12 protein-coding genes and 1 tRNA gene are annotated in these 15,898 nt (G+C 67.5%); 2 read left to right on the top strand and 11 right to left on the bottom strand.

The genetic code is table 11. From position 1 onward, the window contains the following. The first annotated feature begins 109 nt into the window (after window positions 1-109). Window positions 110-1,921: an AMP-dependent synthetase/ligase gene (locus tag ACT3UE_RS09055; protein WP_444555115.1), complete on the top strand. Its 1,812-nt coding sequence runs from the start codon at window positions 110-112 to the stop codon at window positions 1,919-1,921. Window positions 1,922-1,994: 73 nt separating this feature from the next. Here the strand turns inward: ACT3UE_RS09055 and ACT3UE_RS09050 are convergent, their stop codons facing one another. The 3 genes from ACT3UE_RS09050 to ACT3UE_RS09040 all read right to left on the bottom strand — a co-directional run bounded on the left by ACT3UE_RS09050 (window position 1,995) and on the right by ACT3UE_RS09040 (window position 8,329). Then, entirely contained in the window at window positions 1,995-3,416 is a 1,422-nt protein-coding gene (locus ACT3UE_RS09050; RefSeq protein ID WP_444566591.1) for a mycothione reductase, read from the bottom strand. A 5-nt stretch (window positions 3,417-3,421) separates the two neighbouring features. Then, a complete protein-coding gene (locus ACT3UE_RS09045) occupies window positions 3,422-4,768 on the bottom strand; it encodes a MinD/ParA family ATP-binding protein (RefSeq protein ID WP_444566590.1) in 1,347 nt (448 codons plus the stop codon). A gap of 114 nt (window positions 4,769-4,882) precedes the next feature. Then, complete coding sequence (locus ACT3UE_RS09040) at window positions 4,883-8,329, bottom strand: pyruvate carboxylase (protein ID WP_444555118.1); 3,447 nt, start codon at window positions 8,327-8,329, stop codon at window positions 4,883-4,885. A 262-nt stretch (window positions 8,330-8,591) separates the two neighbouring features. Here ACT3UE_RS09040 and ACT3UE_RS09035 point away from each other — a divergent pair, with 262 nt between their 5' ends. Next, a complete protein-coding gene (locus ACT3UE_RS09035) occupies window positions 8,592-9,413 on the top strand; it encodes a ParA family protein (RefSeq protein ID WP_444555150.1) in 822 nt (273 codons plus the stop codon). A gap of 100 nt (window positions 9,414-9,513) precedes the next feature. Here ACT3UE_RS09035 and ACT3UE_RS09030 read toward each other — a convergent pair whose 3' ends face one another. From ACT3UE_RS09030 to ACT3UE_RS08995, 8 genes are all read right to left on the bottom strand, one after another. Further along, window positions 9,514-10,101 carry a MerR family transcriptional regulator gene (locus tag ACT3UE_RS09030; protein WP_444555151.1) on the bottom strand — a complete coding sequence of 196 codons (588 nt, stop codon included), beginning with the start codon at window positions 10,099-10,101 and terminating at the stop codon, window positions 9,514-9,516. Between the two features lie 198 nt (window positions 10,102-10,299). Then, window positions 10,300-10,782: a bifunctional nuclease family protein gene (locus tag ACT3UE_RS09025; protein ID WP_444561758.1), complete on the bottom strand. Its 483-nt coding sequence runs from the start codon at window positions 10,780-10,782 to the stop codon at window positions 10,300-10,302. A gap of 18 nt (window positions 10,783-10,800) precedes the next feature. Further along, window positions 10,801-11,550, bottom strand: a complete 750-nt coding sequence (ftsR, locus tag ACT3UE_RS09020; RefSeq protein ID WP_444561757.1) for a transcriptional regulator FtsR — start codon at window positions 11,548-11,550, stop codon at window positions 10,801-10,803. 11 nt (window positions 11,551-11,561) lie between these two features. Then, window positions 11,562-12,038, bottom strand: a complete 477-nt coding sequence (locus ACT3UE_RS09015) for an FHA domain-containing protein (protein ID WP_444555121.1) — start codon at window positions 12,036-12,038, stop codon at window positions 11,562-11,564. 307 nt (window positions 12,039-12,345) lie between these two features. Continuing rightward, a tRNA-Pro gene (locus ACT3UE_RS09010) sits at window positions 12,346-12,419 on the bottom strand. Between the two features lie 84 nt (window positions 12,420-12,503). After that, window positions 12,504-14,042 (bottom strand): ribosome biogenesis GTPase Der, encoded by a 1,539-nt coding sequence (gene der / locus ACT3UE_RS09005; RefSeq protein WP_444555122.1) that lies wholly within the window; start codon window positions 14,040-14,042, stop codon window positions 12,504-12,506. 81 nt (window positions 14,043-14,123) lie between these two features. Beyond that, the gene (gene cmk, locus ACT3UE_RS09000; RefSeq protein ID WP_444555123.1) at window positions 14,124-14,792 is read right to left on the bottom strand and encodes a (d)CMP kinase; all 669 of its coding nucleotides are present in this window, start codon (window positions 14,790-14,792) and stop codon (window positions 14,124-14,126) included. Further along, window positions 14,793-15,896 (bottom strand): prephenate dehydrogenase, encoded by a 1,104-nt coding sequence (locus ACT3UE_RS08995; RefSeq protein WP_444555124.1) that lies wholly within the window; start codon window positions 15,894-15,896, stop codon window positions 14,793-14,795. It abuts the gene before it with no gap. Window positions 15,897-15,898: the final 2 nt, after the last annotated feature.

The following is a 15,898-nucleotide window of genomic DNA, read 5'->3' as shown; positions in this document are numbered from 1 at the left end:
CCATAAGTTACTAGCGAGTAGGTTAGTGATGCAACACACTATGCTTGGATGACGATCCCCATCGTCAGATGTCCAATCTGAATAGCCTACTGAAGTAGAGGAGCACATCGTGCGAGAGTTCAGCGTACCCCCGCTCGTGGTCAGCCCCGCGACGTCCAACACCACGGATTTCGTGCTGGAAAAAGCGAATGGGACCAACCCGATGCTGTTCTCGCGGCCCGACGGTCACGGCGGATGGATCGATGTCTCGGCCCGGGAGTTCAGGGACGATGCCAGCGCCTTGGCCAAGGGCCTGATCGCCGCGGGGCTCGAAAAGGGCTCCCGGATCGGCATCATGTCCCGGACCCGCTACGAATGGACCCTGGTCGACTTCGCGATCTGGTTCGCCGGATGCATCTCCGTGCCGGTCTACGAGACCTCCTCCCCCAGCCAGGTCGCCTGGATCCTGGGTGACTGCGGGGCCGCAGCGGCCATCGTGGAATCACCGAACCACGAGAACGTGATCCGCCAGGCCTCCATCCAGGAGCAGCTCGAGGACATCGGACACATCTGGCAGATGGACGGCGATGGACTCGACGTCCTGCGCTCGGCCGGAACCGGGGTCAGCGACGAGGAACTGGAGGCACGTCGCTCCTCCATGGGACTCGAGACCGTGGCAACGATCATCTACACCTCGGGCACCACCGGACGCCCCAAAGGCTGCGAGCTGACCCACCTGAACTTCGTGGAACTGTCCCGCAACGCCCAGGAAGCCCTGCCCGAATGTGTTCATGAGGGGTCCTCGACCATCATGTTCCTGCCCCTGGCCCATGTGTTCGCCCGCTTCATCTCGGTCCTGGCCGTCGCCGGCGGCGCCAAGGTCGCCCACACCCCCGACATCAAGAACCTGCTCCCGGATCTGCAAGGCTTCAAGCCCACGTTCATCCTGGCCGTTCCACGGGTCTTCGAGAAGGTCTACAACTCCTCGATGCTCAAGGCCGAGGATGCCAGCAACGTCAAGGCCAGGATCTTCCACGCAGCGGCGAAGACCGCCGTCCAGTTCTCCCGCGCCCAGGGCGAGGGCTCGGTGCCGCTGGCCTTGAAGCTGCGCCACGGCCTGTTCGACAAGCTCGTCTTCTCGAAGATCCGCGAGGCCATGGGCGGGCGCATCCAGTATGCGGTGTCCGGCGGTGGCCCGCTGGGCGAACGCCTCGGGCACTTCTTCAACGGTGCCGGGCTGATGATCCTCGAAGGCTACGGCCTCACCGAGACCACCGCCCCGATCACCGTGAACACCCCGAGCAAGCTGAAGATCGGCACCGTTGGCAGGCCGCTGCCGGGCAACGCCGTGAAGATCGCCGACGACGGCGAGATCCTCACCCGGGGCGTCTGCCTCATGGCCGGATACCACAACCGACCGGATCTGCGCACGGAGGCGTTCGACGACGACTGGTTCCGCACCGGCGACATCGGCGAGCTCGATTCCGACGGGTTCCTGAAGATCACCGGGCGCAAGAAGGAAATCCTCGTGACCGCCAGCGGGAAGAACGTCATCCCCGGCTTGCTGGAGGACCAGATCCGCGCCGACGCCCTCGTCTCCCAGGCCCTGGTGGTCGGGGACAACCGCCCGTTCATCTCCGCCCTGGTCACCCTCGACGAGGAGGCCCTGCCCGGGTGGTTGGGCCGTCACCAGCTCGGATCGCTGACCGTGGAGCAGGCCGCCGAGCACCCCAAGGTCCGTCAAAGCGTCCAGGCCGTCATCGACAAGGCCAACCAGACGGTTTCCCACGCCGAGGCCATCAAGGCCTTCCGCATCGTCCCCACGGACTTCTCCGAGGCCTCCGGCCACCTGACCCCGTCGTTGAAGGTCAAGCGCGCCCAGGTGCTCAAGGACTTCGAAACGGTCGTCGAGGAGATCTACACGGCCAAGAAGCCGTCCTGAGCCCCGGTAGACAACAGGCCGGGCCACGCACAGTGCGTGGCCCGGCCTTTTTGTGTGCTGCGGTGCGGCTCCGCTACAGCGGTGCGTCCTCCCCGGCGGGCAGCTCAAGGCCCAGCAACGCATTCTCCACGACCTCGGTCAACGCCGGGTGGATCCAGTAGGGGCGCCGGGCCATCTCGACGACCCCGAGCCCGGTGGCCATGGCCTGGATGAGCGGCTGGATGAGGATCGAGGCCTCGTGTCCCATCACATGGGCCCCCAGCAACAAGCCGGTCGACCGGGAGGCCACCAGCTTGAGGATGCCTTCCTGGTCCTCCATCGCCCATCCGTAGGCCGTGGAGCCATAATCCTGCACGACGGTGACGACGTCCTCGGGGTCCTGCGCCCGGGCCGTGGCCTGTTCGCCGGTCAGTCCCACCGAGGCGATCTGCGGATCGGTGAAGACCGCTGCCGGGACGAAGGACCGGTCGGTGGAGCGCAGCTGCCCGGGGTGTTCGAGGTTATGCGCCACCACCCGGGCTTCGCGGTTGGCGACATGTTTGAGCTGCTGTTCGTTGGAGGCATCGCCCAGGGCATAGCACCCGGGTAGCGCCTGGCCCCCGGAGAGCACCCGCTGGAACCCGTCCACCGCCAACCGGCCGTCATGTTCCAGGTCCAATCCGGCGGCTTCGGCCCCGATCCGGTCCGAGTTCGGCACCCGGCCGGTGGCCATCAGCACGACGTCGGCGACCACTTCCACGGGCCCTTCAGCGGTCTCGAAGTGCCCGGTGACGGTTCCGTCGTCGTTCTCGGTGACGGCACTGAGGGCATGGTCCAGTTTCAGGGTCCAGCGTCGGGCGGCGGAGGCGGTGAACCGGCGGGAGATCTCCTGGTCGTGATGGCGCAGCAGGGCCGCGGAACGGTTCGCTTGGATGACTTGGGAGCCCAGGCCATGGAAGACGTGGGCGAACTCGGCGGCGATGAAGCCGCCACCGACGATCAGCACCCGTTCCGGCAGCGCGTCCAGGCGCATCACGGTATCCGAGGTGTGGACCTGGGGCAGCTCCACACCGGGGACCTCGGGCAGCACGGCCCGGGAGCCGGAGGCCAAAACAATCTGGTCGGCGGTGATGACCTGCCCGGATTCGGTGACCAGCGTCCGCGGGTCACGCAGCCGGACGCTCTCGGTGTAGACGTCGACGTTCTCGAGCTCCTGGTCCCGGTAGCGCAGACCGTCGGCCGAAATCGCATCGATCCGCCCGAAGATCCTGTCCCGGATCCCCGGCCAGTCGGTTCCACGGTGTTCCAAGTCGACCCCGAGACGGGCCGCTTCCCGGGGGGAGGCGGCCAGGGTGGCCGGGTAGACGAACATCTTCGTGGGGATGCACCCCACGTTCAGGCAGGTCCCGCCGAAGGTCCCGGCGTCGATCATGGCGACCTTCTTATCGTCCCAGAAACCGGTGATCAGTGAATTGCCGGATCCGGATCCGACGATGGCCAGGTCATAATGCGTCAAGTGATTCAGCCCTTCAGTTCGTCCACGACCAACGCCGCGAGCTCCATCACGGCGTCGCGGGTGCCCGGTTTGAGCCGGTCCAGGGAGACCCGGGACCCTTCGGCCAGATGCGGATCATGCGGCAGCCGAACGACCGTGGCGACGCGCGAGCGAAAATGCGATTCGATCTCCTCGACGTTCACCCCGCGACCGGTTCCGGAGGACTGGTTGATGACCACGATCGCATTCTTCGCCAGCTCGGTGCGCCCGTGGGCCTCCAGCCAGGACAGTGTCTCGGAGGCCAACCGGGCTTCGTCGACACTGGCCCCGGAGACCAGGACGACGGCATCGGCCTTCTCCAGGGTGCCCTTCATGACCGTATGGACCATCCCGGTCCCGGAATCGGTGAGCACGATGGAGTAGTACTTCGAAAGCAGCTCGGTGACGGCACGGTAGTCGGCGTCGTCGAACGCCTCGGCCACCCGCGGGTCGGTGTCCGAGGCCAGCACGTGCAGACGTGATCCTTCCCGTGCGGCATAGGAGGAGAGCTTGGCGAAGGTGTCGACGCTGAAACGGTGTTGGACCAGGTTCCGGGCGGTGAACTCCGATTTGCCCGGCGAGCGGTCGCTGAGCGTCCCGCGGTCGGGGTTGGCGTCCAGGGCGATGACCCGGTCCTCCCGGATCTGCGCCAGGGCCATGCCCAGCAGGGTGGTCACCGTGGTCTTGCCGACTCCTCCCTTCCGGGACAGGACGGGGACGTAGCGGGTAGTTCCGGGCAAGGGGGCCGAAATCCGGTGTTGCATCTGCCGGCGGATCCGCACGGCGTCCGAATCCCCGACGTTGACCCGGCCTAAGGAGGCCCGGAACAACAGGCGACGCCATCCGCCCACGGGTTCGCGGTCCCGGGGTTCGAGCAGCCGGTCGGGCGTCAGCTGCGAAGCACTTTCGGGGGCCTTGGGCTGCGGGGCCGCGCCGGCTCCGGCGGTGGTTCCCGCCCCGACGCCGGCGGAGGCGGTGGCGGTGGCGGTGGCTGTGGCCGGGCCGGGGCCCGGGGTTCCCCCCACCGGACCGGCGGTGCCGGCCCCGGGGTCCTGCTGGTCGGTCGGTGCTGCAGGGATGACCATGCCCTGGGCCAGCGGGCGCGGATCGGAGGGATCCGCGGCCGTTGCCTCGTCCTGGTCCACCGGCTGCCAATCGGAGAGGTCCGGCAGGTCGGCGGCCCCATGGCCGGCCCCCGCGGATTTGAGGTCCTCGCCGAGGTCCTCCTCCGGGGTGTCGGTTCTGGGCTCCGACGGGTCCACTTCGTCGTGCGGAGCCGGTTCCGGGGTCTCCGGGGCTTCGTCGTCGTCGTGGTTCTGGTGCGGCTGGGTCATGGCATCCTCTGCGGAAAGTACTGGCTGTAGGAACGTCAGCCATCACCCTAACGCACCGACGGGACGCCCACCGTGTCGTCGGTGGACGTCCCGTCCTGCGGTGGTACGGCGGCCCTAGGCCTCCAGAACCACCAGGAGGTCCCCGCCCTGGACCTGGGCCGTGCCTTCGATGGCGATACGGCTCACCCGGCCACCGGCGGGCGAGGTGATCGCTGCTTCCATCTTCATGGCCTCGATCGTGGCGATGGTGCCGCCGGCGGGGACGGTGTCGCCGACCTCGACGGCTGCGGTGACCGCACCGGCGAAGGGTGCTGCCACGTGGCCCGGATTCGACTGATCCGCCTTCTCCGCGGCCTTGACCGTGGATTCGACGTTGTCGTCGCGAACCGTGATCTGGCGCATCTGCCCGTTCAGGGTGCACATCAGGGTGCGCATGCCCTTCTCGTCGGGTTCGGAGATCGCCTGCAGGGTCACCAGCAGGCGCACCCCCTTGCCCAGGGAGATCACGTGTTCGGCGTGCTGGACCAGCCCGTAGAGGTAGTCCCGGGTGTGCAGCAGCGACACGTCGCCGTATTCGGCCCGCAGCTTCTCGAAGTCACGGGTCGGCCCGGCGAACAAGAGCCGGTTCAGCGTCTGGCGGCGGGTCGACGAATCCCCGGCCAGGCCCTCCTGGTCCTCGGGCTCGAGCTCCTCGACCCGGACCTTGACGTTGCGTCCCTGCAGGGCCTTGGTCCTGAAGGGCTCGGGCCATCCACCGGGCGGATCCCCGAGTTCGCCGGAGAGGAACTGGATCACCGAATCGGGGATGTCGAATTCCTGCGGGTTGGCCTCGAATTCCTTCGGGTCCACGTTCATGCCCACCAGATGCAGGGCCAGGTCGCCGACGACCTTCGAGGACGGGGTGACCTTCACCAACCGGCCCAGGATCGCATTGGCCGCGGTGTACATCTCCTCGATGTCCTCGAAACGCTCGGCCAGCCCCAGCGCCTTGGCCTGCTGGCGCAGGTTCGAGAGCTGGCCGCCGGGGATCTCGTGGCGGTAGACCCGGCCCGTCGGACCGGGCAGCCCCGATTCGAACGGCCCGTACATCGAGCGCACGGCTTCCCAGTAGGGTTCCAGCGAGGCCGCCGCCTCGAGCGGGATCCCGGTATCGCGGTCGGTGTTGGCCAGGGCGGCGACCAACGCCGATTCCGAGGGCTGGGACGTGGTCCCGGCCATGGAGGCCACCGCGACGTCGACCGCGTCGACCCCGGCGTTGGAGGCCGCCATGAGCGTGGCCAGCTGGCCACCTGCGGTGTCGTGGGTGTGCAGGTGCACCGGCAGGTCGAAGCGTTCGCGCAACGCCGTGACCAGCTGTGCGGCGGCCGCCGGTCGCAGCAACCCGGCCATGTCCTTGATCGCCAGGATGTGGGCGCCGGCGTCGACGATCTGCTGGGCCAGATCCAGGTAGTAGTCCAGCGTGTAGAGCTTCTCCTCGGGATCGAGCAGGTTCCCGGTGTAGCACAGCGCCACCTCGGCGACCGCGGTCCCGGTCTCGCGGACCGCCTTGATGGCCGGGGCCATCTGCGAGACGTCGTTGAGGGCGTCGAAGATCCGGAAGATGTCGATCCCGGCTGCGGCGGCCTCCTGGACGAAGACATCGGTCACCTCGGTGGGGTACGGGGTGTATCCCACGGTGTTGCGACCGCGCAGGAGCATCTGCAACGGGATGTTCGGCAGCTCGGCGCGCAGCAGTTCGAGCCGCTTCCACGGGTCCTCGCCCAGGAAGCGCAGCGAGACATCGTAGGTGGCCCCGCCCCAGACCTCCATGGAGAACAGCTGCGGCAGCGTATGGGCGTAGGCCGGGGCCGCGGCAATCAGGTCACGGGTGCGGACCCGGGTGGCCAGCAACGACTGGTGGGCGTCCCGGAAGGTGGTGTCGGTGACCGCCAGTTCGGTGCGCGAGCGCAGTTCGGCGGCGAAGCCCTCGGGCCCGCGTTCGAGAAGGACCTGGCGCCAGCCGGCGGCGGGCTCGTGCTCCGAGGGGCCGTCGAAGGGGCTGCGCATCGGCTGGTCGGATTTGTCCCCCGGGTAGTACGGCAGCTTCTGCCGCGGGTCCAGGCCCTCACGGCGCGGGCCGTTGGGCTGGTTCACGGTCACATCGGCCAGGAAGGACAATGCCTTGGTGCCACGGTCCTGGCTGCGGTTGCCCTCGAGCAGATCGGGGCGCGAATCGATGAAGTCGGTGGCGACGTCCCCGGCGATGAACTGCGGGTCATCGAGCACGTTCATCAGGAACGGGATGTTCGTGGCCACCCCACGGATCCGGAATTCGGCCAGCGCGCGGCGGGCCCGGCGTACGGCGGCCTCGTAGTCCCGGCCGCGACAGGTCAGCTTGACCAGCATGGAGTCGAAGTGCGGTGAGACCACGGCACCGGTGTAGATGGTGCCTCCGTCCAGCCGGACCCCCGAGCCGCCGGCGGACCGGTAGACGGTGATGGTGCCCACATCCGGGCGGAACCCGTTGGCGGGGTCCTCGGTGGTGATGCGGCATTGCAGGGCGGCACCACGGATATGCAGCTGGTCCTGGCGGATGTCCAGATCCGTCAGCGAGGCCCCGGCCGCGATGCGCATCTGGGCGGAGACCAGGTCGATATCGGTGATCTCCTCGGTGACCGTGTGCTCGACCTGGATCCGCGGGTTCATCTCGATGAACACGTGCTCGCCGGCCCGCTCCCCCACCGTGTCCACCAGGAACTCGACGGTTCCGGCGTTCTGGTAGTTCAGGGCCTTGGCGAACTTCACGGCATCGGCGTAGAGGGCCTGGCGGATGCCCTCGTCCAGGTTCGGCGCCGGGGCGATCTCCACGACCTTCTGGTGGCGGCGCTGCAGCGAGCAATCCCGTTCGAAGAGGTGCACCACGTCCCCGTGGGCATCGGCGAGGACCTGGACCTCGATATGACGCGGGCGCAGCACGGCCATCTCCAGGAACATGGTCGGATCCCCGAAGGCGGTGGCCGCTTCGCGCATGGCGGCGTCCAGGGCCTCGGGAAGATCCTCCCGGGTATCCACACGGCGCATGCCGCGACCGCCACCGCCGGCCACCGCCTTGACGAAGATGGGGAAGCCGATCTTATCGGCCTCGCCGATCAGCCATTCGGCGTCGTCGCTGGGCTCGGAGGAGGCCAGCGTCGGAATTCCTGCCGCCTTGGCGGCCTTCAGCGCCTGGACCTTGTTTCCTGCCAGTTCCAGGACATCGGCCGGGGGCCCCACGAAGGTGATGCCGGCTTCCTCGGCGGCACGGGCGAGATCGGGGTTCTCCGAGAGGAACCCGTAGCCCGGGTAGATCGCGTCCGCCCCGGAGTCCTTGGCGACGCGGATGACTTCCTCCACGTCCAGGTAGGCGCGGACCGGGTGGCCCTCCTCGCCGATCTGGTAGGCCTCGTCGGCCTTCTGGCGGTGGATGGATCCGCGGTCCTCGTAGGGGAAGACGGCAACCGTCTTGGCTCCCAATTCGTAGCCGGCACGGAATGCGCGAATCGCGATTTCGCCGCGGTTGGCTACCAAAACCTTTGAAAACATGGTTCTCCTGCATGGTGTCTGTTCGGACAGGACGAACGCAACGGTCTCCCCGGGTCTCGGGGGGTTTTGCCTCCGTGCGTCAGGCGCGAAGCGTAGATTCAAGCCTGCGCTCACCTTACAGTGGGCCATCACACAGCTAAAACTCTATTTCTTCATGACCTGAGCCACACCGTGGCAGGGGGAGGCGCCGAACGGCGGGGCCACCCTATGATGGTTGGGAGCCGAATCAGCGTAAAAAAACAGTAAGGTCGTGGTCCGTTCCGTGCAGGTCGTGAGCATCAGCAGTCTCAAGGGTGGCGTTGGCAAGACGTCGGTCACCCTCGGTTTGGCGTCGGCGGCGCTGGCCGCCGGTATCCCGACCCTGGTGGTGGACCTCGACCCACATGCCGATGCCAGTACCGGCCTGGGCGTGGAACCCAACGGTGACAACGACATCGGACACCTGCTGAAGAACGCCCGTCGTGGCGACATCACCGCCGCAGCGGTCCCCAGCCCGTGGACCGGCAGGGCCCCGGCGTCCTCCGGCAAGACCGGGCCGGCCGTGCTCGACGTGGCCGTCGGCGGGGCCTTCAGCGGCATCTACGACCGTCCCGACCTGCGGTTGCGCCATCTGCGCCGCTTGAAACAGCTGCTCGCGCGCCAGACACGGTACGAACTGGTGCTCATCGACTGCCCGCCCTCGTTGAACGGGCTGACCCGCATGGCCTGGACCGCCAGCAACGACGTGCTCCTCGTCGCCGAACCGAGCCTGTTCTCCGTCGCCGGCACCGAACGCACCCTGCGGGCCCTGGAACTCTTCCGCAGCGAGTTCGTCCCGGGACTGCAGACCGCCGGGGTGGTGGCCAACCGGGTCCGCCAGTCCTCGGCCGAGCAGCGTTTCCGGCTCGAGGAGATGCGCACCATGTTCGGTGATGCACTGCTCTCCCCCGTGTTGCCCGACCAGGCGAACTGGCAGCAGATCCAGGGTGCCGCCTACCCCGTCCACCAATGGCCCGGCGACGCCGCCCGCCAGTCGGCGGAACGCTTCGATGAACTCCTGGCCGGGCTGCGCACCGGACCGGACAGCACCACCACGTCGCGCTAGGGGCTTCCCGGCCCCGGACGAGGAACGGCGCGCACCCCCTTCCCGGGGATGCGCGCCGTTCCTCGTTGACCGGTTCCACGGACCGGAACCGATGACGTCTCTAGCTGGCGGACTTCTTCGCCGCACGACGGCGGGCCAATTCGTCGCCCGGGAAGACCTCTTCCTCGACGACGGCATGCTCGCTGGGTAGTTCGGCCAGACTGCCTTCGACCTCGCGCCAGACACGGCCCACGGCAATGCCGAAGACGCCCTGTCCGCCCTGGACCAGGTCGATGACCTCGTCGGCGGAGGTGCATTCGTAGACGGAGGCCCCGTCGCTCATCAAGGTGATCTGGGCCAGATCCTCCACACCTCGTTCGCGCAGGTGCACGACGGCGGAACGAATCTGCTGCAGGGAGACCCCGGTGTCCAGCAGCCGCTTGACGACCTTGAGGACCAGGATGTCCCGGAAGCTGTAGAGGCGCTGGCTGCCGGAGCCTGCAGCCCCGCGTACGGCTGGTTCGACCAGCCCGGTCCGGGCCCAATAGTCGAGTTGGCGGTAGGTGATCCCGGCCGCCTTGCAGACCACGGTGCCCCGGTATCCCGCCCCTTCGTCCAGGACGGGCAGGTCCTCGGTGAACAGCAGGCCCTGGGAATTGTCTCCGGCGCCCGTCTGGCCGGGGCCTGACGCCCCGCTATGCTCACCTATCGGACTCACGTGGACCCTCCTAGTTGAAAACTCCCCCCAATAGGGAGTTTGCCAGCTGTCGGGGAACCGTGGCGGCATCGGATGCCGTCCACTGTGCCGAGTGATGGGACAGCGAAGCAATGGGATTCTTATGCTTTGACGGTACGGCTGAACCAGTCCCACGTCAAAGACCTTCAAGTTTAACTTGAGGGCGTGTCGCTACTTGTCGAAATCCTCGGGTTCGACGTCGGCGAGGAACTCGCGGAATTCGCGCACCTGGTCCTCTGCGGCCTCTTCGGTGGAGCCCTCGTCGTTGACCAGGACCCCCGCCTCCTCCAGTACTTCCTCGGCGCAGGTGATGGGGCATCCGGCCCGCAGGGCGAAGGCGATCGCATCCGAGGCCCGCGAGTCCACGGTGGCCCCGCCGTCGAACTCCAGTTCGGCGTAGAAGACCGTTTCCTTCACCGACACCAGCCGGGCCTCCACCAGGGGGTGGCCCAGTGCCGAGGTGATGGTCTCCAGCAGGTCGTGGGTCATCGGCCGGGGGGTGCCCATCCCCTGCTGGGTCATGGCGATGGCCGAGGCTTCGGGGGTGCCGATCCAGATCGGCAAGTGGCGGGGGCCGTCGATTTCCTTGAGCAGTACCAACGGCTGGTTGGAGGGTAGTTCGATCCGGACTCCGACGAGCATCAGTTCTCGCATGGGTTCCTCCTGCAGCGCCTAGTGGTCCATCTTTGCGATCGAGCCGTTGACCAGGGCGCTATGCAGGGCCAGGCAGGCGTCGCTGATTTCGCGCGCGGTCTCCGCCGCGCTGGCGCGCGAGGAGACGTCACGACGACTGGCCAGCGGGGCGACGGCCCGTTCGACCAATCCGATTTCACGGTCCGCGGCGGCGCGGAAGCCACGCAGGTGCCGTGGTTCGATCCCGTGTCCAGCCAGCTTGGCGCTGGCGGTGGCTATGCGCACGGCATGTTCGTCGAAGCGCTGGTCGTCCTCGGAGATGATGCCGTAGGCCAGCAGCTCGGAGACCAGGTCGTCCGAGGCCCCGGTGGCCCCTTGGAGTTCGGCCCGGGTCAGCGGCCGGGTGTGCCCGGCGATCTCCTGGGCCAACTGGTCGGTCACGCTGCGCGGGGTCAAGGTCAGCCCGCTGGCCAACTGGTCGGGGCGTTCACCCCGGTCGACGGCGTCCAGATAATCCTTGATGACCTTCAACGGAAGGTACTGGTCCCGCTGCAGGGACAGGATGAAGCGCAGCCGGTCGATGTCCGTGGCCGTGTACTTGCGGTATCCGGCGGCGGTGCGCTGCGGGGTGATCAACCCCTTTTCCTCGAGGAAGCGGATCTTCGAGGCCGTGGTCTGCGGGAAGTCCGCCGAGAGTTCGGTGAGGACCTCGCCGATGTTGAGCACACTGGGCCGGGAGGTGTCGGCGCCTACGCCGACACCCCGGCGGGAGTGCGCGGATGAAACCACAGGGATGACCGTCAGTCCTGCCGTGCGGCGGTCGTGGGGACGGTCCCCGAGTAGAAGGTCAGGCGGAACTTGCCGATGCGGACCTCGGAGCCGGTGCGCAGGCGGACCGCGTCCACCCGGTCGCCGTTGACATAGGTGCCGTTGAGGCTGCCGGAGTCGACGACCTGGAACCCCTCGCCGTCCCGGCGGAACTGGGCGTGCTTCCGCGAGACGGTGACGTCGTCGAGGAAGATATCGGCTTCGGGGTGCCGGCCCACGGTGGACAGTTCCCCGTCAAGCAGGAACCGGGCACCGCGATTCGGTCCGGAATGGGCGATCAGCAGGGCGGAACCTTCGGGCAAGGCGTTGACGGAGGAGCGCTCCTCCGTCGACAGCGAGGTCTCGGGAGAGACCTCGTCAGTGGTCGGAGGCAGGCCGATGCTGGTGGTTTCCGCAGCAGATTCCTTGCGGTCCGCAGCGGTGTCCTCCCAACGGTTTTCGCCACTCATGTGTTTCCTCCCTGAAATGCCATGTCCCTACTTCGGCCACCGGGGGCCATAACGCCCAAATGGCGCGCCCACTTTGTGTTTTATCCAGCCTAGCCTACCGGTTATCCCTCGACGCAAGCCGGTGGTCACGATCCGGGTGCGGACGGTTCACGCTGACGCTTCGGGGCACTTCGGGGCCCATGGCCGGCCGCGGCCTCCCCGGACGCGGAACCGGGGGCGGAAGAGGTTCCGGCCCCGTGGAGCAGAGCACGGCAAGAAGGACCTTGCCTGAACGATAGTTCGTTCTGACAAGGTCCTTCTTAGCCGGTCGGGCTAGCGGGATTCGAACCCACGGCCTCCTGACCCCCAGTCAGGCGCGCTACCAAGCTGCGCCATAGCCCGGCGGTTCCGCAGCCGTTCTCCCGTCCTCGAGGGGCGGGTGCCGTCTGCGAAAAGCTCCTCGGCTACTCTACCCTATTTTCCGTTCTACTTTGACCGCCCACGCTTCTCACGCACGCGCATGCTGACCTCGATGGGTGTGCCTTCGAAACTGAAGGTCTCCCGCAGCCGCCGGGTGATGAACCGGCGGTACCCGGGGTCCAGGAATCCGGTGGTGAACAGCACGAAGCGCGGCGGCCGTGACGAGGCCTGGGTGGCGAAGAGGATCCGTGGCTGCTTGCCCCCGCGGACCGGGTGCGGGTGCGCCGCCACGAGCTCGCCGAGGAAGGCGTTGAGCTTGCCGGTGGGAATGCGGCGGTCCCAGGACTCCAGGGCCAGGTCCAGGGCCGGGACGAGCCGGTCCTTATGCCAGCCGGTGGCCGCCGAGATGTTCACGCGCGGGGCCCAATCGACATGGGCCAGGTCGTGTTCAACTTCCCGCTCCAGGTAGTGCCGGCGTTCGTCGTCGAGCAGGTCCCATTTATTGAAGGCCAGGACCAGGGCACGTCCCGAGTCGATGCTGGTCTGCAGGATCCGCACATCCTGTTCACTGAGGACCTCGTCCACGGCCAACAGGACCACGGCGACTTCGGCCTTCTCGAGGGCCGACTGGGTGCGCAGGGAGGCATAGTAGTCGGAGCCGACGGCCATATGCTGGCGGCGTCGGATCCCCGCGGTGTCCACGAAGCGCCAGGTGCGTCCACCGATGTCGACCAGTTCGTCCACCGGGTCCCGGGTGGTTCCGGCGGTGTCGTCGACGACGACGCGGTCGGTTCCTGCCAATTTGTTCAGCAGCGAGGACTTGCCCACGTTCGGTCGCCCGATGAGCGCCACGCGGCGCGGTCCTCCCGTGGGGATCAGCGCGCTGACCGCCGAATAGGCCGGCAGCTTATCCAACAGGTCATCGAGCAGATCGGCGGTACCGCGCCCATGCAGGGCGGACACGGGGTAGGGCTGCCCGAATCCCAGGCTCCACAAGGAGGCGGCGTCGGCTTCCTGGGCTTCGCCGTCGACCTTGTTCGCCACGAGGAACACCGGCTTCTTCTGCCGGCGGAGCATCTTCACGACCAGTTCATCGGTGGCGGTGGCCCCGACGGCGGAGTCGACGACGAAGATGATCGCGTCGGAGTGCTCGGCCGCGATTTCGGCCTGGTCGGCGACCCGGGCGTGGATGCCTTTTGCATCGTGTTCCCAGCCGCCGGTGTCCACGAGGGTGAAATCGCGTCCGCTCCACTCGGCGTTGTAGGACACCCGGTCGCGGGTGACTCCCGGAACGTCTTCGACCACTGCTTCGCGGCGGCCGATGATCCGGTTGACCAGGGTCGATTTGCCGACGTTGGGGCGGCCGATGATGGCCACCACCGGGGGCGCCTTCTCCTCGACCTCTTCGAAATCATCGTCGTCGAGGTGGGACAGCAGCCGGGTGTCCTCGTCGTCGAGTTCGTAGTCGGACAGGCCTTCCCGCAGGGAAGCGGCGCGCTGCTCGGCTTCCTCATCGGTGATCAGTTCGAGTTTTTCGGCGACGTGGTCCTCTCCCGAGGGGACGTATTCGTCTCCGTCGCCGGTAACGGCGGCGTGATCGGTCATGTTCAGGGGTTTCCTTTGTTCGCCGCTTCCGCCGTACGCGGAAGCACTTACTATTTTTGCACGCTTGGGGCCCGTGGGTCCTCAGGCCGGGGCGTCGACGGCTTCCACGACGCCCAGCACGGCCTGGACCGTCTGCTCGAAGTCCAGGTCGGAGGAATCGACCGTGACCACGCCGTCGGCCGCAGTGGTGAAACTGGTGACCGTGGAATCCTTGGCGTCCCGGGCGACGACCTGGCGTTGCAGGTCCTCCCCGCTCTGGGTGCCGCCGAGCTGCAGGCCGCGGCGGGCCATGCGCACTTCCTCACGCGCGGTGAGCAGGATCCGGGCCGGCGCTTCGGGGGCCACCACGGTGGTGATGTCCCGGCCTTCGGCGACGATGCGCTCGTGGGCGGCAATGATCTCCTGCTGACGACGCACCAGTTCGGCCCGGACCTCCAGGATCACGGCGACGGAGGAAACGGCCTCCGACACGTGCGGTGCACGGATTGCCTCACTGACGTCGGCCCCGTTGACCATCACCTGTTCGGTATCGGTCTCGGTGCCGATCTGCACGGAGGCCGCCTTCACCGCTGCGGTGACTGCTTCGGCATCCTGCAGATCGGTCCCGGCCTCCAGGCAGGCATAGGTCAGCGCCCGGTACATCGCCCCGGTGTCCAGGTAGGCGGCGCCGAGCCGGCGGGCCACCTCCTTGGAGACCGATGATTTTCCGCTGCCTGACGGGCCGTCGATGGCCACCACTAGATTCTGCACTTACTGCACTACCTTCCATGAGCGTTCGGTGAGGGCTTCCATGAGTTCCTGGCTGCGCCCGGGTAAAACGGAGATTTCAACCATGCCGACCTGATGGCCCGAGGAGTGTTCCATCCTCAGGTCCTCCAGGTTGATTCCCGCGTCGCCGACGTCGGCCAACAGCTGGGCGATCTGCCCGGGGCGGTCGTCCACGATGACGGTGACCACGGCGAAGGCCTGCGGCGGGGACCCGTGCTTGCCGGGGATGCGTGCCTGACCGGCGTTGCCCTCCCCCATGAGTTCCGCCAGGTCCAACAGGGCTCCGGGGCCCTCGGGGTCCTCCAGCGTGGAGATCAGCCGGTTCAGGTCCTCCCGCAACCCGTGCAGGATGCCCACCAGCTCGGGGGCGTTGTTGCTCAGGATCTGGATCCACAGCCGGGGATCCGAGGCCGCGATGCGCGTGGTGTCGCGCAGCCCGTTGCCTGCCAGGGCCAATGTATGGGCCGGGGCGTTGAGCAGGCGCGATGCCAACAGCGAGGAGGCGATCTGCGGGAAATGCGAGATCAGTGCGACGGCGGCATCGTGTTCGGCGGCTTCCATCCGGTGCACGGTGGCGCCGAGGTCTATGGCCAGGTCCGCCGCGATGACGGCGCTGGCCTCCCGGGACCCGGGGTGGGCACAGACGACCCAGGGCATGGCGGTGAACAATTCACCGCGGGCGGCCGCGGGACCGGATTTCTCCCGCCCGGCCATGGGGTGGGTCCCCACGTAGCGGGACAGGTCGGCCTCGGTCAGCCGGTCATCGGCCCTCAAGGCCCGCAGGATGGAGGTCTTCACGCTGGCGATGTCCACCACCGTGGCCCCCGGATGGGCCCGCAGGGCATCGGAGACCACCGCAGCACTCACGTCCGGCGGCGCGCCGACGACGACCAGCAGCGGCTCGGGTGAGACACCGGGTTCGTACAGGGTGCCCGCACCGATGTCCTGCGCGACCCGTGCGGCGGTCGGGGAGGTGTCGGCCAACGAGACCTGGACGCCGAGCCGGCTCAGGCCGAGACCGACGCTGGCGCCGAGCAGTCCGGTACCGATCACCAGTACCGGACCTGGAAGATGTGCGGCAACCACCT

Source organism: Arthrobacter sp. 179 (assembly GCF_052379645.1).
GTDB lineage: Bacteria > Actinomycetota > Actinomycetes > Actinomycetales > Micrococcaceae > Arthrobacter_H.
Note: the sequence above shows the minus strand (reverse complement) of the source record. Positions and strands in the feature narration are given on the sequence as shown.